22 protein-coding genes are annotated in these 24,283 nt (G+C 56.9%); 5 read left to right on the top strand and 17 right to left on the bottom strand.

Going from position 1 to position 24,283, the window contains the following annotated elements:
• Positions 1-387 precede the first annotated feature (387 nt).
• The 4 genes from hemG to pepQ are packed head-to-tail and all read right to left on the bottom strand — an operon-like array spanning position 388 to position 4,369.
• Complete coding sequence (gene hemG, locus CWM58_RS26370) at positions 388-921, bottom strand: menaquinone-dependent protoporphyrinogen IX dehydrogenase (protein ID WP_061156163.1); 534 nt, start codon at positions 919-921, stop codon at positions 388-390.
• Between the two features lie 11 nt (positions 922-932).
• The gene (gene trkH / locus CWM58_RS26365; RefSeq protein WP_061156164.1) at positions 933-2,384 is read right to left on the bottom strand and encodes a Trk system potassium transporter TrkH; all 1,452 of its coding nucleotides are present in this window, start codon (positions 2,382-2,384) and stop codon (positions 933-935) included.
• 39 nt (positions 2,385-2,423) lie between these two features.
• Entirely contained in the window at positions 2,424-3,038 is a 615-nt protein-coding gene (locus CWM58_RS26360; RefSeq protein ID WP_061156165.1) for an IMPACT family protein, read from the bottom strand.
• Entirely contained in the window at positions 3,038-4,369 is a 1,332-nt protein-coding gene (gene pepQ / locus CWM58_RS26355; RefSeq protein ID WP_016160083.1) for a Xaa-Pro dipeptidase, read from the bottom strand. Before pepQ ends, CWM58_RS26360 begins: the two co-directional genes overlap by 1 nt.
• A gap of 191 nt (positions 4,370-4,560) precedes the next feature.
• Here pepQ and fadB point away from each other — a divergent pair, with 191 nt between their 5' ends.
• Both fadB and fadA read left to right on the top strand, forming a co-directional pair.
• Positions 4,561-6,750: a fatty acid oxidation complex subunit alpha FadB gene (gene fadB, locus CWM58_RS26345; RefSeq protein WP_100682148.1), complete on the top strand. Its 2,190-nt coding sequence runs from the start codon at positions 4,561-4,563 to the stop codon at positions 6,748-6,750.
• Positions 6,751-6,759: 9 nt separating this feature from the next.
• Positions 6,760-7,923, top strand: a complete 1,164-nt coding sequence (fadA, locus tag CWM58_RS26340) for an acetyl-CoA C-acyltransferase FadA (RefSeq protein ID WP_100682147.1) — start codon at positions 6,760-6,762, stop codon at positions 7,921-7,923.
• 106 nt (positions 7,924-8,029) lie between these two features.
• On the opposite strand, the gene fre is transcribed toward fadA, so the two are convergent.
• Complete coding sequence (gene fre, locus CWM58_RS26335; RefSeq protein WP_061156168.1) at positions 8,030-8,731, bottom strand: NAD(P)H-flavin reductase; 702 nt, start codon at positions 8,729-8,731, stop codon at positions 8,030-8,032.
• 55 nt (positions 8,732-8,786) lie between these two features.
• On the bottom strand, positions 8,787-10,256 hold the full coding sequence (ubiD, locus tag CWM58_RS26330) for a 4-hydroxy-3-polyprenylbenzoate decarboxylase (protein ID WP_074387399.1): 1,470 nt from the start codon (positions 10,254-10,256) through the stop codon (positions 8,787-8,789).
• Between the two features lie 178 nt (positions 10,257-10,434).
• Between ubiD and rfaH the strand changes: the two genes are divergently transcribed.
• On the top strand, positions 10,435-10,923 hold the full coding sequence (rfaH, locus tag CWM58_RS26325; RefSeq protein WP_008807930.1) for a transcription/translation regulatory transformer protein RfaH: 489 nt from the start codon (positions 10,435-10,437) through the stop codon (positions 10,921-10,923).
• Here the strand turns inward: rfaH and tatD are convergent.
• The 9 genes from tatD to udp all read right to left on the bottom strand — a co-directional run bounded on the left by tatD (position 10,920) and on the right by udp (position 18,886).
• On the bottom strand, positions 10,920-11,723 hold the full coding sequence (gene tatD / locus CWM58_RS26320; protein WP_165785853.1) for a 3'-5' ssDNA/RNA exonuclease TatD: 804 nt from the start codon (positions 11,721-11,723) through the stop codon (positions 10,920-10,922). The genes rfaH and tatD overlap by 4 nt on opposite strands.
• A 32-nt stretch (positions 11,724-11,755) precedes the next feature.
• Positions 11,756-12,535 carry a Sec-independent protein translocase subunit TatC gene (tatC, locus tag CWM58_RS26315; protein ID WP_100682145.1) on the bottom strand — a complete coding sequence of 260 codons (780 nt, stop codon included), beginning with the start codon at positions 12,533-12,535 and terminating at the stop codon, positions 11,756-11,758.
• 2 nt (positions 12,536-12,537) lie between these two features.
• A complete protein-coding gene (gene tatB, locus CWM58_RS26310) occupies positions 12,538-13,074 on the bottom strand; it encodes a Sec-independent protein translocase protein TatB (protein ID WP_100682144.1) in 537 nt (178 codons plus the stop codon).
• A gap of 3 nt (positions 13,075-13,077) precedes the next feature.
• Complete coding sequence (gene tatA, locus CWM58_RS26305) at positions 13,078-13,329, bottom strand: Sec-independent protein translocase subunit TatA (protein ID WP_002883425.1); 252 nt, start codon at positions 13,327-13,329, stop codon at positions 13,078-13,080.
• Between the two features lie 129 nt (positions 13,330-13,458).
• A complete protein-coding gene (gene ubiB / locus CWM58_RS26300; RefSeq protein WP_061156174.1) occupies positions 13,459-15,099 on the bottom strand; it encodes a ubiquinone biosynthesis regulatory protein kinase UbiB in 1,641 nt (546 codons plus the stop codon).
• Positions 15,096-15,701 carry a ubiquinone biosynthesis protein UbiJ gene (ubiJ, locus tag CWM58_RS26295; protein WP_061156175.1) on the bottom strand — a complete coding sequence of 202 codons (606 nt, stop codon included), beginning with the start codon at positions 15,699-15,701 and terminating at the stop codon, positions 15,096-15,098. Before ubiJ ends, ubiB begins: the two co-directional genes overlap by 4 nt.
• Before the next feature lie 13 nt (positions 15,702-15,714).
• Positions 15,715-16,470 (bottom strand): bifunctional demethylmenaquinone methyltransferase/2-methoxy-6-polyprenyl-1,4-benzoquinol methylase UbiE, encoded by a 756-nt coding sequence (gene ubiE, locus CWM58_RS26290; RefSeq protein ID WP_008807935.1) that lies wholly within the window; start codon positions 16,468-16,470, stop codon positions 15,715-15,717.
• A 70-nt stretch (positions 16,471-16,540) separates the two neighbouring features.
• Positions 16,541-17,989 carry a DNA recombination protein RmuC gene (gene rmuC / locus CWM58_RS26285; RefSeq protein ID WP_061156176.1) on the bottom strand — a complete coding sequence of 483 codons (1,449 nt, stop codon included), beginning with the start codon at positions 17,987-17,989 and terminating at the stop codon, positions 16,541-16,543.
• A gap of 135 nt (positions 17,990-18,124) precedes the next feature.
• Positions 18,125-18,886 carry a uridine phosphorylase gene (gene udp, locus CWM58_RS26280; protein WP_002883419.1) on the bottom strand — a complete coding sequence of 254 codons (762 nt, stop codon included), beginning with the start codon at positions 18,884-18,886 and terminating at the stop codon, positions 18,125-18,127.
• Positions 18,887-19,158: 272 nt separating this feature from the next.
• On the opposite strand from udp, the gene CWM58_RS26275 reads away from it, so the two are divergent.
• A complete protein-coding gene (locus tag CWM58_RS26275) occupies positions 19,159-19,974 on the top strand; it encodes a dienelactone hydrolase family protein (protein WP_100682143.1) in 816 nt (271 codons plus the stop codon).
• 52 nt (positions 19,975-20,026) lie between these two features.
• Here the strand turns inward: CWM58_RS26275 and metE are convergent, their stop codons facing one another.
• Positions 20,027-22,291: a 5-methyltetrahydropteroyltriglutamate--homocysteine S-methyltransferase gene (metE, locus tag CWM58_RS26270; RefSeq protein ID WP_100682142.1), complete on the bottom strand. Its 2,265-nt coding sequence runs from the start codon at positions 22,289-22,291 to the stop codon at positions 20,027-20,029.
• A gap of 236 nt (positions 22,292-22,527) precedes the next feature.
• On the opposite strand from metE, the gene metR reads away from it, so the two are divergent.
• On the top strand, positions 22,528-23,481 hold the full coding sequence (gene metR, locus CWM58_RS26265) for an HTH-type transcriptional regulator MetR (protein ID WP_071839141.1): 954 nt from the start codon (positions 22,528-22,530) through the stop codon (positions 23,479-23,481).
• Here the strand turns inward: metR and CWM58_RS26260 are convergent.
• The gene (locus CWM58_RS26260) at positions 23,369-24,268 is read right to left on the bottom strand and encodes a carboxylate/amino acid/amine transporter (RefSeq protein ID WP_100682141.1); all 900 of its coding nucleotides are present in this window, start codon (positions 24,266-24,268) and stop codon (positions 23,369-23,371) included. The two genes, metR and CWM58_RS26260, sit on opposite strands and share 113 nt — an antisense overlap.
• Positions 24,269-24,283: the final 15 nt, after the last annotated feature.

Here is a 24,283-nt window from a genome sequence, read left to right as displayed (position 1 = left end):
TAAACTTCGTAATGAATTACGTATGTTCACTCAGAGACTTGGTATTCATTTTTCGTCCGAGGACGTTAAGAATCCATGTCACTTTGAGTGCCCACACAGATTGTCTGATAAATTGTTAAAGAGCAGTTGCAACGCGGCTTTCAGCTCACCGTTGCGAGGTCCCGTATAATACGTTTTCCTCATGCAGAGTCAAGCGCTTATTTTGCTTTTCTCTGTCGGTTTTCAGCGTTGAACTTCACCGCCGAAACCCCGCTGACCCGGCGGCTTGCTTGCCGTTGTTCCGTGTCAGTGGAGGCGCATTATAGGGAGTAATTCTGAGGTGACAAGGGGAAATTCAAAAAAACTTTTCGTTCGCTCGATTTTCCACCACAACGCGAGTTTTACGCGCTATTTGCTCGCCATTTGAGCGATTTCCCGAGCAAACCGGGATACCTGTTGCCAGTCGGTATAAACCACCTCTTTCCGGATATCCGTTTCGCCTCCAGTCATTTTCATAATCAGGCGGATCATAAACCGATCGTACCAGCGGTAGCGCGGGTAGCGCAGCGCGCCGGCAAACACCGCGCAGCTCTGCGGCTGCCACGGCGAGTTCAACAGAAACTTACGCGTATAGCTGTTGGTCTGCGGCGTACGCTTCTCGGGTTTACGGGCTACCAGGTTGACCGAGAAGAATGCTCCCGGCAGCGCCTGCAATGATGCCAGATGCTTTTTCACAAAGCGGTCCACCGCCGGATGAAAGTGCCCGTAGCGAATCGACGCGCCAATGACCACCCGATCGTAGTGATGCCATTCGACGACATCGGTACGATTCAGGTTCAAGGTATCCGCATCGATGCCCAGCTCTTTTAGCTCGGAGGCCAGAAACGAAGCGATTTCACGGGTCTGCCCGTCGCGGGTGGAGAAGAGTATTAAAGTTTTCACGAGCACTCCTGTTATTCGCGCCAGAAAGTGGGAGTAAAGAGCACCAGTAAGGTGAACACTTCCAGACGACCAAACAGCATATTAGCAATCAGGATCCATTTCGCGACCGGGTTCATGGTGGCAAAGTTGTCCGCGACAACGCCAAGCCCAGGCCCGAGGTTGTTCAACGTCGCCACTACGGAGGCGAAGGCAGAGAAGTCATCCACCCCGGTGGCAATAATCGCCAGCATACTAATGATAAAGACCAGCGCATAGGCGGAGAAGAATCCCCACACGGCTTCAAGAATACGTTCCGGCAGCGCGCGGTTACCTAACTTGATGCTATACACCGCATTCGGGTGTACCAGACGCTTAAGCTCACGGTTGCCCTGCTTGAACAGCAACAGGATACGGATCACCTTTAAGCCACCGCCCGTGGACCCGGCGCAGCCGCCGATAAATGCGGAGCAGAGCAGTAGCACCGGCAGGAACAGCGGCCAGCGCGCAATGCTATCGGTGGTGAACCCCGCGGTGGTCGCCATCGACACCACCTGGAAAAATGCCTGATTCAGCGTCGTCAGCACCGATCCGTACACGTTATGAAGCCATAGCACCAGCGTACAGATGATGACCAGCGTCAACTGGACGCCAATGAACATCCGAAATTCTGGGTCGCGCCAGTACACCTTCAGGCTGCGTCCGCTCAATAATGAAAAATGCAGACCGTAGTTACAGCCGGAGATCAGCAAAAAGATCGCGATGATGGAGTTAATCATCGGGCTATTGAAATAGCCGACGCTGGCATCATGAGTCGAGAAACCACCGATAGCGATGGTGGAAAAGCTATGACCAATCGCATCGAAGGCCGGCATACCGGCAAACCAGAGCGCCAATGCGCAGGCTATCGTCAATAACACATAGATAAGCCACAGCGTCTTCGCCGTCTCGGCGATACGCGGGCGCATCTTGTTGTCTTTCAAGGGGCCGGGCATTTCCGCACGGTAAAGCTGCATCCCCCCAACGCCGAGGATAGGCAGAATCGCCACCGCCAGCACAATGATCCCCATACCACCGAACCATTGCAGCATCTGCCGGTAAAAGAGAATTGCATGAGGTAACGAGTCCAGCCCCACCAGCGTGGTCGCCCCGGTCGTCGTCAGGCCGGAAAATGACTCGAAGAAGGCATCCGTCACCGTCAGGTTCGGCTGCTCGGCGAAAATAAAGGGCAAGGCCCCCACGCTCCCCAGCACGGTCCAGAACAGCACCACGATCAGAAACCCTTCGCGGGATTTCAGTTCGCCTTTTTGCTTACGATTCGGCCACCACAGCATGGAGCCAATCGCCAGCGCAACAAAAAAGGTTTGAGTGAAGGCCCGCCCCGCGCCATCGCGATATATCAGGGCCACTAATCCCGGAACGATCATCGTCCCCGAAAATAAGATGACCAACAGTCCAACGATTCGGGTTATGGCGCGAAAATGCATCTCTGGCGCTTCCTTTGATAGGCAAAAAAACAGAGGGGATTATTCGTCAATCTTCAGTAATTGCAATGAACCGCGACTAAAATCAGCCAGTTTTGCTGAAAAAGCCGCCACTTCGGCCCGGGGAAGTGCCACGCGAAGCCGAACCGACGCCAGATATTCGCTTTCGACTACGCTCCCGGAGAATTGGGCAAGCAGCGATTCGACGCCAGCCAGTTGCCCATACTCACATTGCAAAGTATATGCCGTTAGCGGCGTCTTGCGCTGCGTTGTCAACTGCGCCAGCGCCTGATGAACACCGCCGCCATAGGCTTTGACCAGGCCGCCGGTGCCCAGCAGGATACCACCGTAGTAACGCACGACGACAGCGGTTATCTCACCCACACCGCACCCCATCAACTGTGCCAGCATCGGTTTGCCCGCCGTCCCCGCCGGTTCGCCATCGTCAGAAAATCCCAGCTGTTGCGAATCATCAGGCGGCCCGGCGACCCACGCCACGCAGTGGTGACGGGCATCAGGGTGATCCGCTCTGACGGACTCGACAAAGGCTTTAGCCGCCGCCACGCCGTCGGTATGCGCCAACAACGTGATAAAACGGCTTTTTTTAATCTCCTCAACGACGGTAACCGGCGCCGCCGGGATTAACCAACTTTCCATTACGCCAGCTTCAGATCGCGCGTCATATTTTCAATGCTGTTTTCGTGGACCACCACGTTATCTTCGATACGGATCCCGCCAAACGGTTTCATGGCGTCTATTTTCTGCCAGTTGAAGTGCTTGCTGAACGGGCCTTCACGCCACGGCGCCAGTAACGACTCGATGAAGTAGATGCCGGGTTCAATGGTCAGCACCATGCGCGGCTCGATAATACGGGTGCAGCGCAGATACGGATATTTCGACGGCGCCGCCAGATGCGTACCGGTGTCATCCTGCATAAAGCCAGCAACATCATGTACCTGCAGACCCAGCGGATGGCCAATCCCGTGCGGCATAAACGGCCCGGTCAGGTCATTCTCCACCATCGCCTCTTCGCTCATATCGGAGACTAACTGATGTTTACGCAGCAGCTTTGCGATGCGCTGATGGAACTGGATATGGTAATCAACATAACGGGTCCCGGCCTTCATGGTGCTAATCAGCGCCAGCTGCTCGTCATTAACGTCTTTTATCAGATGGGCAAAGTCGTTGTCGCCGTGTGCCGCCCAGGTTCGCGTCAGATCTGCGGCATAGCCGTTATATTCTGCACCGGCGTCGAGCAGGAAGCTGCGCATCTCCGCCGGGGCGCGATGATCCAGTTTGGTGTAGTGCAGGACGGAAGCATGCTCATTCAGCGCCACGATGTTGCTGTAAGGCACGTCGGTATCACGATGGCCGGTGGCGGTGAGATAGGCCTGGTTGATATCGAATTCGCTCATTCCGGACTGGAACGCTTCATAGGCCGCACGATGGCCATTGACCGCCGATTTCTGCGCTTCACGCATGCAGGCCAGTTCGTAATCCGTTTTGTAAGCCCGATAGTAGTGCAGGTAATCGATAACCCCTTTCGGGTTGATCTTATCCGCAGCGATACCCAGCCCCAGCGCGCGCTCCGGTACCGGCCCAATATAGCCGATATTACCGCGAGCGGCAGGCAGCTGGCTGCCGATGCCATCGGCCTTCGGCAGAGCAATAACGTCAACCTCTTCGGTCCAGAATGAGGTCGGCAGCGGCTCGACGTTGTGCCAGTAATCGACCGGCAGATAGAACCACAGCTTCGGTTTGTTGACGCCATCCACCAGCAGCCAGCAGTTAGGCACCTGGGTCACTGGCACCCAGGCTTTGAACTGAGGGTTGACCTTGAACGGATACGGATGGTCGTCAAGGAAGACGTTAACCAATTCACCGGAGTGAATCAGCAACGCATCCATTTGAAAACGGGTCAGCACGTCACGGGTACGTTCTTGTAGGGTAACAATATGATTTTTATAGAGCGCGGACAGGGATTCCATCTTTCATCCTTTGCTTTTATGGGATCGTGATACTCCGCATCTTAGCACATCACCCTGCGTGCGGGTGATTTCCGCCGGATGTGATCCGACCAGCAATTATTTAAAGAGTAATTTGCAATTCTTTAACATAAATTCCACACTCCGTTTCATCTGGTATGACCAGATCATATTGCTGGATTCAGGAGACTGACATGCTCTACAAAGGCGACACCCTGTACCTCGACTGGCTGGAAGATGGCATCGCCGAACTGGTGTTCGATGCCCCAGGTTCGGTCAACAAGCTTGATACCGCAACCGTAGCCAGCCTCGGTCACGCGCTGGACGTACTGGAAAAACAAAACGATCTCAAAGGCCTGATGCTGCGCTCTGAAAAAGCTGCGTTCATCGTCGGCGCGGATATCACCGAATTTCTCTCGCTGTTCCTGGTCCCTGAGGAGCAGTTAAGCCAGTGGCTGCATTTTGCTAACAGCGTTTTCAATCGTCTGGAAGATCTTCCCGTCCCGACTATCTCGGCCGTCAATGGTTACGCGCTGGGCGGCGGTTGTGAATGCGTCCTGGCGACCGATTACCGCCTGGCGACGCCGGATCTACGTATTGGTCTGCCGGAAACCAAGCTCGGCATTATGCCGGGCTTCGGCGGTTCCGTGCGTCTGCCGCGCCTGCTCGGCGCCGATAGCGCGCTGGAAATTATTGCCGCCGGAAAAGACGTCGGCGCCGATCAAGCGCTGAAAATCGGCCTGGTGGATGGCGTGGTCGCAGCGGAAAAACTGCGCGATGGCGCACTGGCGATCCTGCGTCAGGCCATTAATGGCGACCTGGACTGGAAAGCTAAACGTCAGCCAAAACTGGAGCCGCTGAAGCTCAGCAAAATTGAAGCTACCATGAGCTTCACGATTGCCAAAGGCATGGTCGCGCAAACTGCCGGGAAACATTACCCGGCGCCGATCACCGCGGTGAAAACCATTGAAGCCGCCGCGCGTCTTGGTCGTGAAGAAGCCCTGGTGCTGGAAAATAAAAGCTTTGTCCCGCTGGCCCATACCAATGAGGCCCGCGCGCTGGTTGGTATCTTCCTGAACGACCAGTACGTCAAAGCGAAAGCGAAAAAGTTGACCAAAGATGTCGAGACGCCGAAGCATGCTGCTGTCCTGGGCGCTGGCATTATGGGCGGCGGTATCGCATATCAGTCGGCCTGGAAAGGCGTGCCGGTGGTGATGAAAGACATTAGCGACAAATCGCTGACCCTTGGCATGACCGAAGCGGCGAAGCTGCTGAACAAGCAACTGGAACGCGGAAAAATCGACGGTCTGAAGCTGGCCGGAGTGATCAGCACCATTCAGCCAACCCTGGAATACAGCGGTTTTGATCGCGTGGACGTGGTTGTTGAAGCGGTGGTGGAAAACCCGAAAGTGAAGAAAGCGGTGCTGGCCGAAACCGAGGCAAAAGTGCGCCCGGATACCGTGCTGGCGTCTAACACCTCAACGATTCCTATCAGCGAGCTGGCCAGCGTGCTGCAGCGCCCGGAAAACTTCTGCGGTATGCACTTCTTTAACCCAGTGCATCGCATGCCGCTGGTTGAAGTGATCCGCGGCGAAAAAACCTCGGATAAGACCATCGCCACAGTTGTGGCCTGGGCCAGCAAAATGGGCAAGACGCCAATCGTGGTGAATGATTGTCCCGGCTTCTTCGTCAACCGCGTGCTGTTCCCCTACTTCGCCGGCTTTAGCCAGCTGCTGCGTGACGGGGCGGATTTCCGCAAAGTCGACAAAGTGATGGAAAAACAGTTTGGCTGGCCGATGGGCCCGGCTTATCTGCTGGACGTGGTCGGCATCGATACCGCCCACCATGCCCAGGCCGTCATGGCGGCGGGCTTCCCGCAGCGGATGCAGAAAGATTATCGCGATGCTATCGACGCCCTGTTTGACGCCAGCCGTTTCGGCCAGAAGAACGGCCTCGGCTTCTGGCGTTATAAAGAAGACAGTAAAGGCAAGCCGAAGAAAGAAGAAGATGCCGCAGTCGACAGCCTGCTGGCCGACGTCAGCCAGCCGAAGCGCGATTTCAGCGATGAAGAGATTATCGCTCGCATGATGATCCCGATGGTTAACGAAGTCGTCCGCTGCCTGGAAGAAGGCATTATCGCCAGCCCGGCGGAAGCGGATATGGCGCTGGTATACGGCCTGGGCTTCCCTCCGTTCCACGGCGGCGCATTCCGCTGGCTGGACACCATTGGCAGCGCGAAGTATCTCGATATGGCACAGCAATACCAGCACCTTGGCCCGCTGTATGAAGTGCCGGCCGGTCTGCGTGACAAAGCGCGCCATAACGAAGCGTATTATCCCCAGGTAGAGCCAGCCCGTCCGGTTGGCGCTCTGAAAACGGCTTAAGGAGTCACAATGGAACAGGTTGTCATTGTCGATGCAATTCGCACCCCGATGGGCCGTTCAAAGGGCGGCGCCTTTCGCAACGTGCGTGCGGAAGATCTCTCCGCGCACCTGATGCGTAGCCTGCTTTCGCGTAACCCGTCGCTTGAGGCGAGCGCGATTGACGATATTTACTGGGGCTGCGTGCAACAAACGCTGGAGCAGGGTTTCAACATTGCGCGTAACGCCGCGCTGCTGGCAGAAATCCCGCACTCGGTACCGGCGACGACGGTTAACCGTCTTTGCGGTTCCTCCATGCAGGCGCTGCACGATGCGGCCCGTATGATCATGACCGGCGATGCCAGCGTCTGCCTGATTGGCGGCGTTGAACACATGGGCCATGTGCCAATGAGCCACGGTGTCTATTTCCATCCGGGCCTCAGCCGTAATGTGGCGAAAGCCGCCGGCATGATGGGGCTGACCGCGGAAATGCTGGCGCGTCTGCACGGCATTAGCCGCGAAATGCAGGATCAGTTCGCCGCACGCTCTCACGCTCGCGCCTGGGCGGCGACGCAATCAGGCGCCTTCAAAGCGGAGATTATTCCCACCGGCGGCCACGATGCCGATGGCGTACTGAAGTCTTTTAATTATGACGAAGTGATCCGCCCGGAAACCACCGTCGAAGCGCTGGCGGCGCTGAGACCGGCATTTGATCCGGTGACCGGCACGGTAACGGCAGGCACCTCTTCCGCCCTTTCCGACGGCGCGGCGGCGATGCTGCTGATGAGCGAAAGCCGCGCCCGCGAGCTGGGGCTGAAGCCACGCGCCCGCGTCCGTTCGATGGCGGTGGTCGGCTGCGACCCGTCCATTATGGGTTATGGCCCGGTTCCGGCCTCAAAGCTGGCGCTGAAAAAAGCGGGCTTATCCACCAGCGATATTGACGTCTTTGAAATGAATGAAGCGTTTGCCGCGCAGATCCTACCGTGTATTAAAGATCTGGGGTTAATGGAGCAGATTGACGAGAAGATCAACCTCAACGGCGGCGCGATCGCGCTCGGACATCCGCTGGGCTGCTCCGGGGCGCGCATTAGCACCACGTTGATCAATCAGATGGAACGCAAAGACGCTCAGTTCGGTCTGGCGACCATGTGTATCGGTTTAGGTCAGGGTATTGCCACTGTGTTTGAGCGGATTTAATCGAAGGGTTATCTCAACGCCATTGCGACCAGAAGCAGGCAGCAATGGCGAAGAGAGCAGGTTTAGTTGCCGTTCTTCCCGCCTGTCAGGGGCGGGTTTTTTCTTTTCAGATAAAGGCAAACGCATCGCCAAACAGGCGATCTTCGCGCGCGCCGCGTTCGTTGCAGAACAGGTCGCGGGCAATCTTGGCCATCTCAAAACGACCGGCAATGTAAATATCATGCTCGGCCAGCGTACCGTAATCCTGCAGCACGGCGGTGAGTACCGTACCGGAGCGACCACGCCACCCTTCTTCCGGTTGCTCGACCACCGGCTCGATGCGCAGATTCGGATGCTTGATGCTCAACGCTTCCAGCTCGGCCAGATCGTACAGATGCTTAGCCTCGCGGCCGCCCCAATAAATGGCGATATCGCGATCCGGGTTACGCGCCAGCGCGGTTAACAGAATAGAACGCACATAAGAGAAACCGGTGCCGCCGGCGATCAGAATCAGCGGACGATCTTCGTCATCGCGCAGCCACGCTTCGCCATGCGGAATATCAACCTCAATTTCACGCTCTTTCAGAATGCGATCCATGACCGCCATCGCATACAGATTGAGTTCAGAAGCACCAATATGCAGCTCGATAAACGCGTGTTCCGACGGCGTGGAAGCCATAGAGAACGGACGCTTGTCGCGCTCGTCCATTACCACCATCAGATACTGGCCAGCGCGGAAAGAGAATGCCGCTTCCGGTACTAATCGAACGCGATACACGGTATCGGTAATCGCCTCCACTGAGGTCACTTTACAGCTTAAGGTTGTCATGCGTCCCCTCTGTCGGGTCTATAGAGCAAAACAGCGGCGTTAGCCCCGCTTACTGTTATTTAAAGATGGCCAGTTCATCCCAGATGGCGTCGATGCGCGCCGTCACCTGAGGATCTTTTTTGATTGGACGACCCCATTCACGCTGGGTTTCGCCAGGCCATTTATTCGTGGCATCCAGCCCCATTTTTGAACCCAGGCCGGAAACCGGCGAGGCAAAATCCAGATAATCTATTGGCGTATTTTCTACCAGTACCGTATCACGAGCCGGGTCCATACGGGTAGTGATCGCCCAAATCACATCGTTCCAGTCGCGTGCGTTGACATCGTCATCGCAAACGATCACGAATTTGGTATACATGAACTGGCGCAGGAACGACCAGACGCCCATCATCACGCGCTTGGCATGACCCGCATACTGTTTTTTCATCGTCACCACCGCCAGGCGGTAGGAACACCCTTCCGGCGGCAGATAGAAGTCGACGATTTCCGGGAACTGCTTTTGCAGAATGGGCACAAAGACTTCGTTCAGCGCCACGCCCAGCACCGCAGGTTCATCCGGCGGACGACCGGTATAGGTCGAATGATAAATCGCGTCTTCGCGCTGGGTAATGTGGGTTACCGTAAACACCGGGAAGCTATCCACTTCATTGTAGTAGCCAGTATGATCGCCATACGGGCCTTCCGGCGCCATCTCACCGGCCTCAATGTAACCTTCGAGCACAATTTCCGCGCTGGCTGGCACTTCAAGGTCATTGGAAACGCACTTCACCACTTCGGTCTTGGTGCCGCGCAGCAAGCCTGCGAAAGCATATTCCGACAGCGTATCGGGCACCGGCGTCACCGCGCCAAGAATGGTCGCCGGATCGGCGCCAAGCGCTACGGAAACCGGGAAGCGCTCGCCGGGATGCGCCGCGCACCACTCCTGGAAATCCAGCGCGCCGCCGCGGTGGGACAACCAACGCATGATGAGTTTATTTTTGCCGATCAGCTGCTGGCGATAAATACCCAGATTTTGCCGCTCCTTGTGCGGGCCGCGGGTCACCGTCAGCCCCCAGGTAATCAGCGGCGCGGCATCTTCCGGCCAGCAGGTCATAATCGGGATTTTATTCAGGTCGACGTCATCGCCCTGGATGATTTTTTGCTGGCAGGGCGCGCCGCGCAGGCGTTTGGTCGGCATATTCAGCACTTGCTTGAACTGCGGCAGCTTATCAAACAGATCGCGGAAGCCTTTTGGCGGTTCCGGCTCTTTCAGAAAAGCTAACAGCTTACCCACCTCGCGCAGCGAACTGACCTCTTCCTGCCCCATCCCCAAGGCCACGCGACGCGGCGTACCGAACAGGTTGCACAGCACCGGCATGGTATAGCCTTTCGGATTTTCAAACAGCAGCGCCGGGCCACCGGCGCGAAGGGTCCGGTCGGCAATTTCGGTGATTTCCAGGTGAGGATCGACCGGCAGAGTGATACGTTTTAGTTCGCCCTGTTGTTCCAGGAGTGTCAGAAAGTCGCGAAGATCGTGGTATTTCATGAAAGTGTTATAGACCTCTCTACAGGCGGCTAATTATACGGTGTTCGGCGGCGCGATGCTGTAATTTTGTTAAATTAGCGTGAAAGAACGCTGAAATTTGGATTTCAATTATAATGGCTTTCGCGATTACACCAGCCATTTGTTATGCTTGCCGTTATTAGAAGTGGAATGAGTCATTATGCAAGCCTGGTACTTACTGTATTGCAAACGTGGGCAGCTACAACGAGCCCAGGAACATCTTGAACGTCAGTCAGTTAACTGCCTGATGCCGACGATTGCGCTGGAAAAAATCATTCGCGGTAAACGCACCATGGTCAGCGAACCGCTGTTCCCGAACTACCTGTTTATTGAGTTCGATCCAGAGGTGATTCATACCACCACCATCAGCGCCACCCGCGGGGTTAACAACTTCGTGCGCTTTGGCGCCCTGCCCGCTGTCGTTCCCTCGGCGGTGATTCATCAGCTCTCTATCTACAAACCAGAAGGCATCACCGACCCGGAGACGCCGCATGAGGGCGATAGCGTGCTGATCACCGACGGCGCGTTCGAAGGCTTACAGGCTATCTTTACCGAGCCGGACGGTGAAGCACGTTCTATGTTGCTGTTAAACCTGCTGAATAAGCAAGTCCTGCAGAGCGTTAAAAATACCGACTTCCAGAAAATCTAAACGTCGTTAACGTCGATGCCAAACAGCGTCCTGACGTTTGCGTCCGTTTGCGCCTCCAGCCATTGCGCCTCTTCGCCCCGCCAGGTCGCGACGCTTGCCAGGATATGCGGCAAATACGCGGGCTCGTTACGCCGCGAGGCCGGTTTCGGCTTGAGGTCGCGCGGCAACAGATAAGGCGCATCGGTCTCAAGCAGCAGACGATCTTCCGGGATCGCCGGCAGCAGCTCGCGCAGCTCCAGTCCCCGCCGCTCATCGCATACCCAACCGGTAATACCGATAAACAGGCCCAGATCCAGACATTCCTGCACCTCGCTGCGGCTGCCGGTAAAGCAGTGCAGCACCGCGCCCGGGATCTTCTCAAGCCAGGGTTTAAGCAGCGCCAGAAACCGGTCGTGGGCGTCGCGGCAGTGTAAAAATACCGGCATCGACAGCTCAGCGGCCAGCGCCAGCTGAGCGCTGAACGCTGCCTCCTGCTCCTGCGGCGTGGAGAAATTACGGTTGAAATCCAGACCGCACTCACCTATCGCCACCACCTGCGGCTCGCGGGCGAGGGTATAAATCGCCTCGGCGACCGCTGGCGTCCAGCTGCTGCCGTCATGGGGATGAACCCCCGCCGTGGACCAGCAGCCGGAATAATGGCTCGCCAGTTTCTGCGCCTGCTGGCTCTCAGGCAAATTTGTGCCGGTCAGCAGCATGCCGTGAACCCCCGCTGATCGCGCGCGCGCCACCACCTCATCACGGTCGCGGGAAAACTGCGAACTGGTCAGATTAACGCCGATATCAAACATGATCGCTCCCATATGACAACCGCCCTGACGGGCGGTTGGCGGTATTACTCTTCTCTGTGCTGTGCGGCTTCAGCTTCGGCCGCGGCGTCGTCATCACGCGTCTGGCGCTTCCCGGTGTAGAAGCGGGCGAAGAACACCCCGACTTCAAACAGACAGTACATCGGAATGGCCAGCAGCGTCTGCGAGAATACGTCCGGCGGCGTCAGCAACATGCCCACCACGAAGGCGCCCACCAGCACATACGGCCGTTTTTTGCGCAGTTCTTCCGGCGTGGTAACGCCCATCCAGCAGAGCAGCACAATGGCGACCGGTACCTCAAAAGAGACCCCGAACGCCATAAACAGCGCCATCACGAAGTCGAGATAGCTGCGGATATCGGTCGAGACCAGCACCCCCTCCGGGGCAGCATGGGTCAGGAAGCCGAACGCCAGCGGAAACACGACAAAATAAGCGAAAGCCATGCCGATATAGAACAGCAGCGTACTGGATACCAGTAAGGGCACCACCAGCCGGCGCTCGTGCTTATACAGCGCCGGCGCGACGAAGGCCCATACTTGGTAAAGAATAATCGGCACTGACAGGATCACCGATACCATGAAGGTCAGCTTTATCGGCGTAAAGAAAGGTGAAGCGACATCAGTGGCGATCATCGTCGCGCCCACCGGCATCTTGCTGATAAGCGGGGCCGAGACCAGCTGATAGATATCATTGGCGAAATAGACCAGCGCCAGGAAGATCACCAGGATAGCAATGATGCTGTTGAGCAGACGCTTGCGCAGCTCAATCAGATGCGAAATTAACGGTTGAGTATCGTCTACGCCCATGTTTACGGTTTATCACTCGATGCGGGGGAAGAATGCGGAGCTGCCGCAGTCGCGGGGGTTTTCTCTGCCGGAATGTCAGCCGGTGAAGCGGGTTGCTCATCGACAACCGCCTCCGGCGCATGAGCCGGAGCGCTGGCCTGATGCTCTGCCGTCGCCGGCGTGACGTCCTGCCGTTGCGCTTCGCTGCCTTTCACCACCGGATTATGGATGGTATTGGCTTCGTCGCTGGCCTTTTCAGGATCGTGGGCGCTATAGGAACGCTTCATCGACTCTGCGGCCTCGCGCAGTTCATCCATGGAGGCTTTCAGCTCCGGCGTCAGGTTGTTCAGGCTGGCCTTTTCCACCTTTTTGAGGCTCTCCTGGAACTCCTGCAGTTTTAGCTCCTGGGCCAGCTCATTTTGTACCGTGGTCGCCAGCGACCGTAGCGTACGGATCCAGCCAACTACCGTTTTAACCGCTACGGGGAGCCGCTGTGGCCCCAGAACAATGAGGCCAATCACAAACACCAGCAGTAGTTCACTAAAACCAATATCGAACACGAGTTACACCTGCTCTTTGTCGTGGCGTTTTGTCTCGTCTTTTTTTGCATCATCCTGTTTATCGGCGATGGTTTTCGCCGTGAAATCTGCGTCTGGCGCCGACTTTTCGGGTTTATCATCATCACTCATGGCTTTTTTAAAGCCTTTGATCGATGCCCCTAAGTCTGACCCCAGTGAGCTCAGCTTCTTCGTCCCAAAAAGCAGAACTACGATGACGACAACAATTAATAACTGCCAAATACTGATACCACCCATACACGTTCCCCTATGACAGATGATGATTTGTGTGGACGCATTATACACGCCATCCTGCAAGCCGCCTCTTCGTCAGGCGACTGGCATGATTTTGCGCAAATTAGCCTGCGTCATGAAGAGGCGAACCGATCAGTGGGTTTTCCGCCAGCCAATCAGCCAGGTGACGATACCGCCGGCCATCAGCCAGCCGGGCATCATTCCCCACTCAGGGCGATGGATAAAGAGCAGCGTACCACTGAGCAATAAAACCGCGCCTATACCAAACAGATAACGGGACTGCCCCTGGCGGACATGACGCACATGCATATCCCGCACGATGGTATCGACGCTGGTCTGCAGCTGTTTGCTCTGCTGCAGGCTCTGATACACCAGCTCAGGTATTTCGGGCATTCTTTCGATCCAGAACGGCGCTTTGTCTTTAAACGCGCGCACCAGCGCCGGAATGCCGACCTGATCTTTGATCCACGACTCGAGGAAAGGCTTCGCCGTTTTCCACAAGTCTAACTGAGGATAGAGCTGCCGGCCTACCCCTTCTACGTAAAGTAATGTCTTCTGCAGCAAAACGAGCTGCGGCTGGACTTCCATATTGAAGCGCCGCGCAGTGTTGAACAGGTTAAGCAGCACGTGGCCGAACGAGATCTCCGCCAGCGGCTTCTCAAAGATCGGCTCGCAGACCGTGCGGATCGCGAACTCAAACTCTTCGACATTCGTGTCGGGCGGTACCCAACCGGAATCGACGTGCAGCTCAGCCACCTTACGATAATCGCGGTTAAAGAAGGCGATAAAGTTTTCCGCCAGATAGCGCTTATCTTCTTTGTTCAGCGAGCCGACAATACCGCAGTCGATGCCGATATACTGCGGATCTTCCGGGTGCTCGTAGCTAACGAAAATATTGCCAGGGTGCATATCGGCATGGAAAAAGCTGTCGCGGAACACCTGGGTAAAGAAGACCTGCACGCCCCGCTCCGCCAGCAGCTGCATATTGGTCCCCTGGGCCTCCAGCGCCTCCACGTCGGACACCGGGATACCGTAGATGCGCTCCATCACCATCATGCTTTCGCTGCAGTAGTCGGGGTAAACCTCCGGCACATACAGCATCGGGCTGTCTTCGAAATTACGCCGTAGCTGAATGGCGTTGGCGGATTCCCGCAACAGGTTCAGCTCGTCCAGCAGCGTTTTTTCATACTCGCGGACCACCTCCTGCGGGCGCAGACGACGGCCGTCAGGCAGCAGACGAGGCACCCAGCGCGCCAGGCGGTAGATGAGCTTCATGTCCGCTTTAATGATCGGCAAAATATCCGGGCGGATAACCTTGATAACCACCTCTTTGCCATTCTCTTTCAGACGCGCGGTATGCACCTGGGCGATGGACGCCGAGGCTAACGGCTCTACGGAGAAATCATCAAACCAGGCTTCCACCGGCAGGCCACCCATCGCTTTCTCTATCTGCTGCTGCGCGAGCTTTCCTTCAAAGGGCGCCACGCGGTCCTGCAACAGCGCCAGCTGATCGGCGATTTGCGGCGGGAAGAGATCCCGCCGCGTGGAAAGCATCTGGCCAAATTTGATCCACACCGGCCCCAGCTCCTGAAGCGCCAGGCGGAGACGGGTGCCAAGAGGTTGGTCTTGATGACGATTTGGCATCCAGAACAGCATCCGCCGCCAGATACGCAGCGGCAGCGTGAGACGAATTTTGGGGATGAGCTCATCGAGCCCGTAGCTCAAAAAGGTGTGGATGATGAAATACAGGCGCCGTAATTCTCCTGGCGTCATTTGCCCTCCAGCGTTTCCAGCCGTTTTTCCAGTGCGGCCAGCGCGCGTTCAATAGCCGTCGTTTCTTCCGCAAACCATGCCAGCTCCAGCGGCCCAGGCGCCAGTCGCCACTCTTCAGTGATCGCTTCCGCGACATAGCGCTGCTGGCGCTGCGCACCCTTCAGTAGAAACTGAGCGCCGCCGCGGAGGGCTTTGCCGACACCTTCGGCCACGATATCGCCGGTATAAGGCGCCAGCAGTTCAGCGGGATCGAACTCCGCCAGATCGCACAGGGAGACCATGTTCTGCACCACCTGCAGATCGCCCTGCACTTCCAGATCGCCGCTACGAATAAGCGCCGTGAGCTGCTGACGATTACGCAGTTTGGGCAGCACGCTGAGCCGGGTAATCACAGTGCAGTCGGCCTCACCCTCCCAGGCACTCAGGACATCTATCTGGCGTTCGCTGAACGCCAGTACGATCGGGGTGGAAAAGTCCTGCAGTTGAACTCGCAATACCTTACCCAGCAGGCGCTGACGGGCGGGTTTTAGCGCCTTGTCGCGCCAGAGAAAAGTATTCAGCGCCGTTTCAATGCCAGCGGTCACCAGAGGTGTGAAAGGCATAGCGTCCCTCCTGTCAGAACTTGTAACCGCGATGCAAGGCAACGATACCCGCCGTCAGGTTGTGATAGTCGACACTTTCAAAACCGGCATCCTGCATCATCCCTTTCAGGGTTTCCTGATCCGGGTGCATACGGATAGATTCTGCCAGATAGCGATAGCTGTCGCCGTCTTTTGCCACCAGTTCCCCCACCTTCGGCAGGATATGGAAGGAGTAAGCGTCGTAGGCTTTGCTGAGCGGTTCGATAATCGGTTTAGAAAACTCCAGCACCAGCAGACGTCCGCCCGGCTTCAGCACGCGGTACATCGAACGCAGCGCTTTTTCTTTATCGGTCACGTTACGCAGACCGAAAGAGATGGTGATGCAGTCAAAGGTATTATCAGCAAACGGCAGGGCTTCCGCGTTGGCCTGAACATACTCAACGTTACCCACGATGCCGATATTGCGCAGCTTTTCGCGGCCCATTTTGAGCATGGAATCATTGATATCAGCAAGCATGACGCGACCGGTTTCCCCTACCAGACGGGAGAACTTGGCCGTCAAATCGCCGGTCCCCCCCGCCAGATCCAGCACGGTCTGCCCGCGACGTACGCCGCTGCAGTCGATGGTGAAACGCTTCCACAAACGATGGATACCGAACGACATCAAGTCGTTCATCACATCATACTTTGCCGCGACAGAATGGAATACATGCGCCACCATGTCCTGTTTCTGCTCTTTAGCGACCGTCTGAAAGCCAAAGTGCGTCGTTTCTTGTGAATCCTCAACCATCTCTATGCCTGCTTGCTTTTCAAGAAAATGTTCACTGAGTGTATCAGATTCAGCGCATTTCCCATACGTTTCAGCGTGGCGGAGCCGCCTCCCGATTATGCAACGCCTCGGCAGAGTCGGGTGAAAACGCGTCATTTTCCGGGAGGTTATCCTCCTCTTCGAGACGATATTCATCGTCCTGGGCAGTGGCTTGTTCGACTAAATCAGGATTTATCCCGCGCTTCACCTCCACCCCCAGGCCGCGAAAGGCCTCCGCCTGGGCCAGCAGATTCCCGCGCCCGGAAGCGAGCTTTTTCATCGCCTGGCGATAGTTCTCTTGCGCCTTATCCAGACTCTGGCCAATGGCGGACATATCATCCACAAACAGGCGCATTTTGTCGTAAAGGCGCCCCGCCCGCTCGGCGATCTTCTGCGCGTTGCGGCTCTGATGCTCATAGCGCCACAGATTGGCGATAGTGCGCAGGGCTACCAGCAGCGTCGTCGGGCTGACCAGCATGATATTATTTTGCAACGCCTCGCTGATGAGCTCGGGCTGACGGTCGATGGCCACCAGGAACGCCGGCTCGACGGGAATAAACATCAGCACGTAGTCAAGAGATCGCAGGCCCGGCAGCTGTTGATAATCCTTGCGCCCCAGCAGGCGAATATGGTTTCGCACCGAGGCAAGGTGTTCCTGCAGCGCGGCTTCGCGGGTGTAGTCGTCTTCGGCGTTAAAATAGCGCTCATAGGCGACCAGGGTCATTTTGGCATCGATAACGACGTCTTTGCCCTGCGGCAGGCGCACGATAACGTCCGGCTGCATCCGCGAGCGGTTGTCGGTCTCGATGCTAACCTGAGTCTGGTACTCATAACCTTCGCGCAGGCCGGAGGCCTCCAGCACGCGGGTTAAAACTACTTCCCCCCAGTTGCCCTGGGTTTTGTTATCACCCTTCAGCGCTTTGGTCAGGTTCAGCGCCTCCTGCGCCATCTGCGCGTTCAGCTGCTGCAGATTGCGGATCTCATGCGCCAGGGTGTGCCTTTCCCGCGCCTCCTGGCCAAAGCTCTCCTGCACCTGGCGACGGAACCCGTCGAGCTGTTCGCGCAGCGGGGTCAGCAGGCCATGCAGGCTCTGGCGATTTTGCTCATCGACGCGCCGGTTGCTGTGTTCGAAAATGCGGTTGGCGAGGTTTTCAAACTGCTCGCTCAGGCGCTGCTCGCTGTTAACCATCTGACGGATCTTATCTTCCGCATGCAGTTGGGTGGATTCGAGCCGGGTGGTGACTTCACGCAGATCGGCCTCCAGCGAGGTATTGATATCCCGCAGGCTGCGCAGCTCATTGTTCAGCAGCTCGCACTCCTCCCGCCAGTGGGACTCCTGCACCAGCTGCTGGCGGGCGGCGCTCAGCTCAATATCCAGCTCTCGCCGCTCCTCAATGAGATCGGCCCGGATTTGGTCCGCGCGCGCTTTGGTTGCCAGCCAGCCGACAATTAACCCGGCAGCCAGTGCGATAATCGCGCTGATAATGATTGAGAGATCCACGACGCCCCCTGCGATAACCTAATGGCACAAAATAGAATTGTGCTGTACAAACGTCCAGTTTAAAAGGGATTTCCTGCGAGGAGCAACGCAAAAAAGAAAGGCCGGAGGACCCGGCCTGACAGAGAAGGGGTTGAATTACAGCAGACGGCGCGCCGCTTCCACGACGATTTTGACCGCGTGGCTTTCGGTTTGCTTCATGGTTTCGGCGTTAGGGATCTCTTGCTGGGTACGGTTAACGATAACCCCAGCAACCATCCCGGCACGCAGGCCCTGGCTGGCGCACATGGTCAGCAGCGTGGCGGATTCCATTTCATAGTTCATCACGCCCATTGCCTGCCACTCTTCCATTGAGCCCTTGAAGCGGCTCACCACGCGGCCGGAGAAGGTGTCGTAACGCTCCTGACCCGGGTAGAAGGTATCCGAAGAGGCGGTCACGCCGATATGGGTGGTGGCACCAATAGATTTCGCCGCTTCCACCAGCGCGGTGGTGCAGGCGAAGTCTGCGACGGCCGGGAATTCCATCGGCGCAAAGTGCAGGCTGGCGCCGTCCAGGCGAACGGAAGCGGTCGTGACCAGCACATCGCCAACGTTAATGTGCGGTTGAATCGCGCCGGTGGTGCCGATGCGCAGGAAGGTACGCACGCCCAGCTGCGCCAGCTCTTCCACGGCGATAGAAGTCGACGGGCCGCCGATGCCGGTAGAGCAGACGATCACCGGTTTGCCGTCCAGCTCCGCGCGCCAGGAGGTAAATTCGCGGTGGGATGCCAGCTTAACCGGCTTATCCATCAGCGCGGCGATCTTTTCCACACGCTCCGGATCGCCAGGGACGATAGCCAGCGTAGCCCCTTGTAAATCGTTCTTGGTGAGGCCGAGATGAAAAACATCAGACTTGGACATAAAAAACTCCTCTGTGGGTCGAATTATCAGCAGAAGCAAAACGGTACTGTACCGAAGCCCCTGGCATCTTTTTGTGATGATAGTCACCAAGACCAATAATGATTGCAGTTGTTTTTCAGTAAATAGTGATACACATCACATTAACAAGTTATATTCATCGTCACAGAACAAAAGATAGCCGCTTTCAGGCACTGTGCTTTATTACCGCCCGCACTAAAGGCAAAGGGTCTATAGTTACTGATGCGCTAATAAATAAGGGTACGGAGAATACCATGACCACCACCAAACAACCTGGATTCGCACCTGCTGCTTCACCACACGCCGCCACCGCCGTTCATACGCCGGAAGAGCATATTATCGCCGGAGAGACGTCTATTCCCTCCCAGGGTGAAAACATGCCGGCCTACCACGCCCGCCCGAAAAATGCCGACGGTCCGCTGCCGATCGTTATCGTGGTACAGGAAATTTTCGGCGTGCATGAACATATTCGCGATCTTTGTCGCCGCCTGGCGCAGGAAGGCTATCTGGCTATTGCGCCTGAATTGTACTTCCGTCAGGGCGATCCGAATGAGTACCACGATATCCCGACCCTGTTCAAAGAGCTGGTTACCAAGGTGCCGGACGCGCAGGTGCTGGCGGATCTCGACCATGTCGCCAGCTGGGCGGCGCGCCACGGCGGCGATGCCCATCGTCTGCTAATCACCGGCTTCTGCTGGGGCGGACGCATTACCTGGCTGTATGCCGCGCATAACCCGCAGCTGAAGGCAGGCGTGGCCTGGTACGGCAAGCTGGTGGGAGAAAAATCGCTGAATTCACCGAAGCATCCGGTGGATATCGCCGTTGATCTCAACGCCCCGGTGCTTGGTCTGTATGGCGCTAAAGACGCCAGTATTCCGCAGGACACCATCGAGACCATGCGTCAGGCGCTGCGGGCGGCGAATGCCACAGCGGAAATCGTGGTCTATCCCGAAGCCGATCATGCCTTTAACGCCGACTATCGCGCCAGCTATCACGAAGAGTCAGCCAAAGACGGCTGGCAGCGGATGCTCGCGTGGTTTGCTCAGTATGGCGGTAAAAAAGGGCAATAACCCGATGCAAAAAAAGGAGGCAAATGCCTCCTTATTATTTTTCGCCTGACTATCAGGCGGATTCGCGCAGATTCTGCGCCGCTTGCACCATATTCGCCAGCGCGGCGCGGGTTTCCGGCCAGCCACGGGTTTTCAGACCGCAGTCCGGGTTAACCCACAGCCGCTCCGCCGGGATACGCTGCGCGGCTTTTGCCAGCAACGCTTCAATCCACTCCACGCTCGGCACGTTCGGCGAGTGAATATCATATACCCCCGGCCCGATTTCATTGGGGTACTCAAACGCTTCGAACGACTCCAGCAGTTCCATATCGGAACGCGAAGTTTCAATAGTGATCACGTCGGCATCCAGCGCGGCAATGGAGTCCATGATGTCGTTGAACTCGCAATAGCACATGTGGGTGTGGATCTGAGTGTCGTCTTTGGCGACCGCAGCATTAAGGCGGAAGGCTTCCACACCCCACTGCAGATAGGCATCCCAGTCGCTGCGCTTCAGCGGTAACCCTTCGCGCAACGCCGGCTCATCAATCTGGATGATGCCGATCCCCGCCGCCTCCAGATCCGCCACTTCATCACGCAGGGCCAGCGCAATCTGTTTCGCGATGGTTTCACGGCTGACATCTTCCCGTGGGAAGGACCAGCACAGAATGGTCACCGGTCCAGTGAGCATCCCTTTCACTGGCTTGTCGGTCAGCGACTGCGCGTACTTCGCCCAGTCGACGGTGATCGCCTGCGGACGGCTGACGTCGCCGATCACCACCGGCGGCTTCACGCAACGGGAACCATAGCTCTGTACCCAGCCGTTTTGCGTGAAGATGAAACCGTCCAGGTGTTCGCCGAAATACTCCACCATATCGTTACGCTCGGCTTCCCCGTGCACCAGTACGTCTAAACCTAACCGCTCCTGCTCGACGATCGCCTGCTTAATATGTTCCGCAATCCCGGTACGATAATGACTGGCATCCAGGTTGCCCTTTTTGAAGTCCAGGCGCAGGCCGCGGATCTCGGTCGTCTGCGGGAATGACCCGATGGTGGTGGTCGGCCATGCCGGCAGGTTAAAGCGTTGACGCTGTGCCTGAGCGCGAACTTCATAAGGGCTGGCGCGCTGGCTGTCCTGAGCGGTGATCGCCGCCAGCCGTTTTTCTACTTCCGCGTTGTGTACACGGGTCGAATGGCGACGGGCCTGGATTGGCGCGCTCCACTCGGTAATCGCCGCCGTATCGCCGCTGTTCAGCGCATCGCGCAGCAGCGCCAGCTCGCCGCATTTCTGCAGCGCGAAAGCAAACCAGCTCTTCACTTCCGCATCAAGGCGCGTCTCCACGCTCAGATCGATCGGGCTATGCAGCAGAGAGCAGGATGACGCGACCCAGAGGTCGCGTTTACCGACGAGGTCTTTAATTTGCGCATACTTTTCGGTGAGATCGGCGCGCCAGACGTTGCGCCCATTGATCAGACCCGCGGACAGCAGCCAGTCGGCCGGCAGGCGGTTATGCAGTTCAGCAACATCATCTTTGCCGTGCACCAGATCGACGTGCAGCCCCTGGACCGGTAGCGCAGCAATGGTCGCGAGATTGTCGCTAATGCCTTCAAAATAGGTGGTCAGCAGCAGTTTCACCTGGCCCTGCAGGGCGTCATAAGCCGGTTTAAAGGCCTCCCGCCACGTTGGCGGCAGCTCCAGCACCAGCGCCGGTTCATCAATCTGCACCCACTCGATGCCACGCTTCGCCAGTTCGGCCAGCACCTGCTGGTAAACCGGCAGGATGTCAATCAGCAGGCTCAGACGGTCAAACGGTTCACCTTTCACTTTGCCCAGCCACAGGTACGTTACCGGCCCCAGCAGCACGGGCTTGATCTTGTGGCCCAGCGCCAGCGCTTCGTCTACTTCATCCAGCAGTTGGGTCCAGGTCAGTTTGAACTGCTGGCCCTTCACGAACTCCGGCACCATGTAGTGATAGTTGGTGTTAAACCATTTGGTCATTTCCGCAGCGGCGGCCGGTTCGCCAGTCGGCGCACGGCCGCGGCCAATGCGGAACAGGGTATCGATATCGATGGATCCGTCTTTGTTCTGATGACGAGCCGGCACGTTGCCCAGCAGCAGGCTGGTAGTCAGAACATGGTCGTACCAGGCGAAATCCCCCACCGGCAGCAGGTCAACCCCCGCCTGTTTCTGCTGCTCCCAGTGCCGGGCGCGCAGCTCGCGCCCCACCGCCAGAAGTTCTTCACGTGAGCTATTGCCCGCCCAGTAGCTCTCTTGCGCTTTCTTCAGCTCGCGACGCAGGCCAACGCGAGGAAAACCGAGGGTGTGGTTAATAATTGTCATGTGTTCTTCCTCTAATTAATTATTAATCCAAAGGATTTTGTATTTAGGGAAGGCGGCAAGTTTGCTCATCCCCAGGAGCTTACTGAAGTAAGTGACTGGGGTGAGCGAACGCAGCCAACGCACCATAAATTCAAAAGACGAAGGATTTTAGCCATCCAGATGTTTACACATCCATAATTGGCAGTTACTGTATATTCCTCAAGCGCAAATTGCTCATGGCGAAGTGAAGGACTTTCATGATCGAAATTAAACACCTGAAAACGCTGCAAGCGTTGCGGAACAGCGGTTCACTGGCGGGCGCGGCAGCGGCCCTGCACCAAACCCAGTCCGCCTTGTCTCACCAGTTCAGCGATCTGGAACAGCGCCTTGGCTTCCGTTTGTTTGTGCGTAAAAGCCAGCCACTACGCTTCACGCCGCAAGGGGAAATTCTGCTGCAGTTGGCCAATCAGGTGCTGCCGCAGATCGCTCGCGCCCTGCAGGACTGTAACGAACCGCAGCAGACCCGGCTGCGCCTGGCTATCGAATGTCACAGCTGTATTCAGTGGCTGACGCCGGCGCTGGAGAATTTCCGCGCCCGCTGGCCGCACGTGGAGGTCGACTTCCATTCCGGAGTGACCTTTGACCCGCAGCCTGCGCTGCAGCAGGGCGAACTGGATCTGGTGATGACCTCCGATATCCTGCCGCGCAGCGGTCTGCACTACTCGCCGATGTTTGATTATGAGGTGCGTCTGGTGCTGGCGCCCGAGCACCCATTAGCCATGAAGACCCTGATTACGCCAGAGGACCTGGCCGCGGAAACGCTGCTGATTTATCCCGTGCAGCGCGGGCGCCTCGATATCTGGCGCCATTTCCTGCAGCCGGCCGGCATCAGTCCCCAGCTGAAAAGCGTCGATAACACGCTGTTATTGATCCAGATGGTGGCCGCCAGGATGGGCATCGCTGCGCTGCCGCACTGGGTGGTGGAAAGCTTTGAACGCCAGGGTCTGGTGGTCACCAAAACCCTGGGTGAGGGATTATGGAGCCGGTTGTACGCGGCCGTCCGCGATGGCGAACAGCGTCAACCGGTCACTGAAGCGTTTATTCGCTCTGCGCGGAATCACGCCTGCGATCATCTGCCGTTTGTCCGGAGTGCGGAGCGACCCAGCGGCGATGTACCCACAGCGAGGCCAGGATCACCAACGCTCCGCTAATAAAGCTCGGCCAGTGCGGCTGCTCCTGCCAGATGGCAAGGTTGACCAGTAGCCCGGCGGGGACATGGACGTTATTCATGATCCCCAACGTGCCGGCATCCACCTGCGTGGCGCCATAGTTCCACATAAAGTAGCCCAGCCCTGAAGCCACCACGCCGAGCCACACCAGCACGCTCCACTGCAGCGTGGTGGTCGGCAGCTTCTGGGCGTTGCCCAGCATAAACCACGCCGCCACCGCCACGATAAAGGCCCCGACATAGAACCAGGCAAAGGCATTGTGCTGCGGCATCGGACGCACCTCCATCAGACGCTTATACCCCACCATACCGATGGCGAAGCAAAGATTTGACAGCTGTACCAGTAACAGCCCGGTCCAGAAGTGATCGCTGACTTTGTCATAGCGGATAATCGCCGCCCCCAACACCGCCAGCGCGGCGCTCAGCAGATAGCCCCAGCGCAGCTTACGTCCGCTGAGCAGGTCGTAGATCAGCGTGATATACAGCGGGGTAAATACGGTAAACAGCAGAAATTCCGAGACCGTCAGATAGAGATAGGCGCGGAAAGCCAGCAGATACATGATGCCAAGCTGCATCGCGCCCACCAGCATATAGAGCACGATCGTGCGCGGAGACTGACCGCGTGTGCGCAGGAAAGGCAGAAACACCAGCGCCGCCAGGCCCACACGCATCAGCACCGAAAAATAGCTATCGACGCTACCGGCCAGGTATTCGCCAATCAGGCTAAAAGAAAAGGCCCACAGGATAGTGGTGATAATTAACAGCGCCACAATGATCGTCTCGTT

The sequence above is a fragment of the Klebsiella sp. H-Nf2 genome (assembly GCF_002806645.1).
GTDB lineage: Bacteria > Pseudomonadota > Gammaproteobacteria > Enterobacterales > Enterobacteriaceae > Klebsiella > Klebsiella variicola.
Note: the sequence above shows the minus strand (reverse complement) of the source record. Positions and strands in the feature narration are given on the sequence as shown.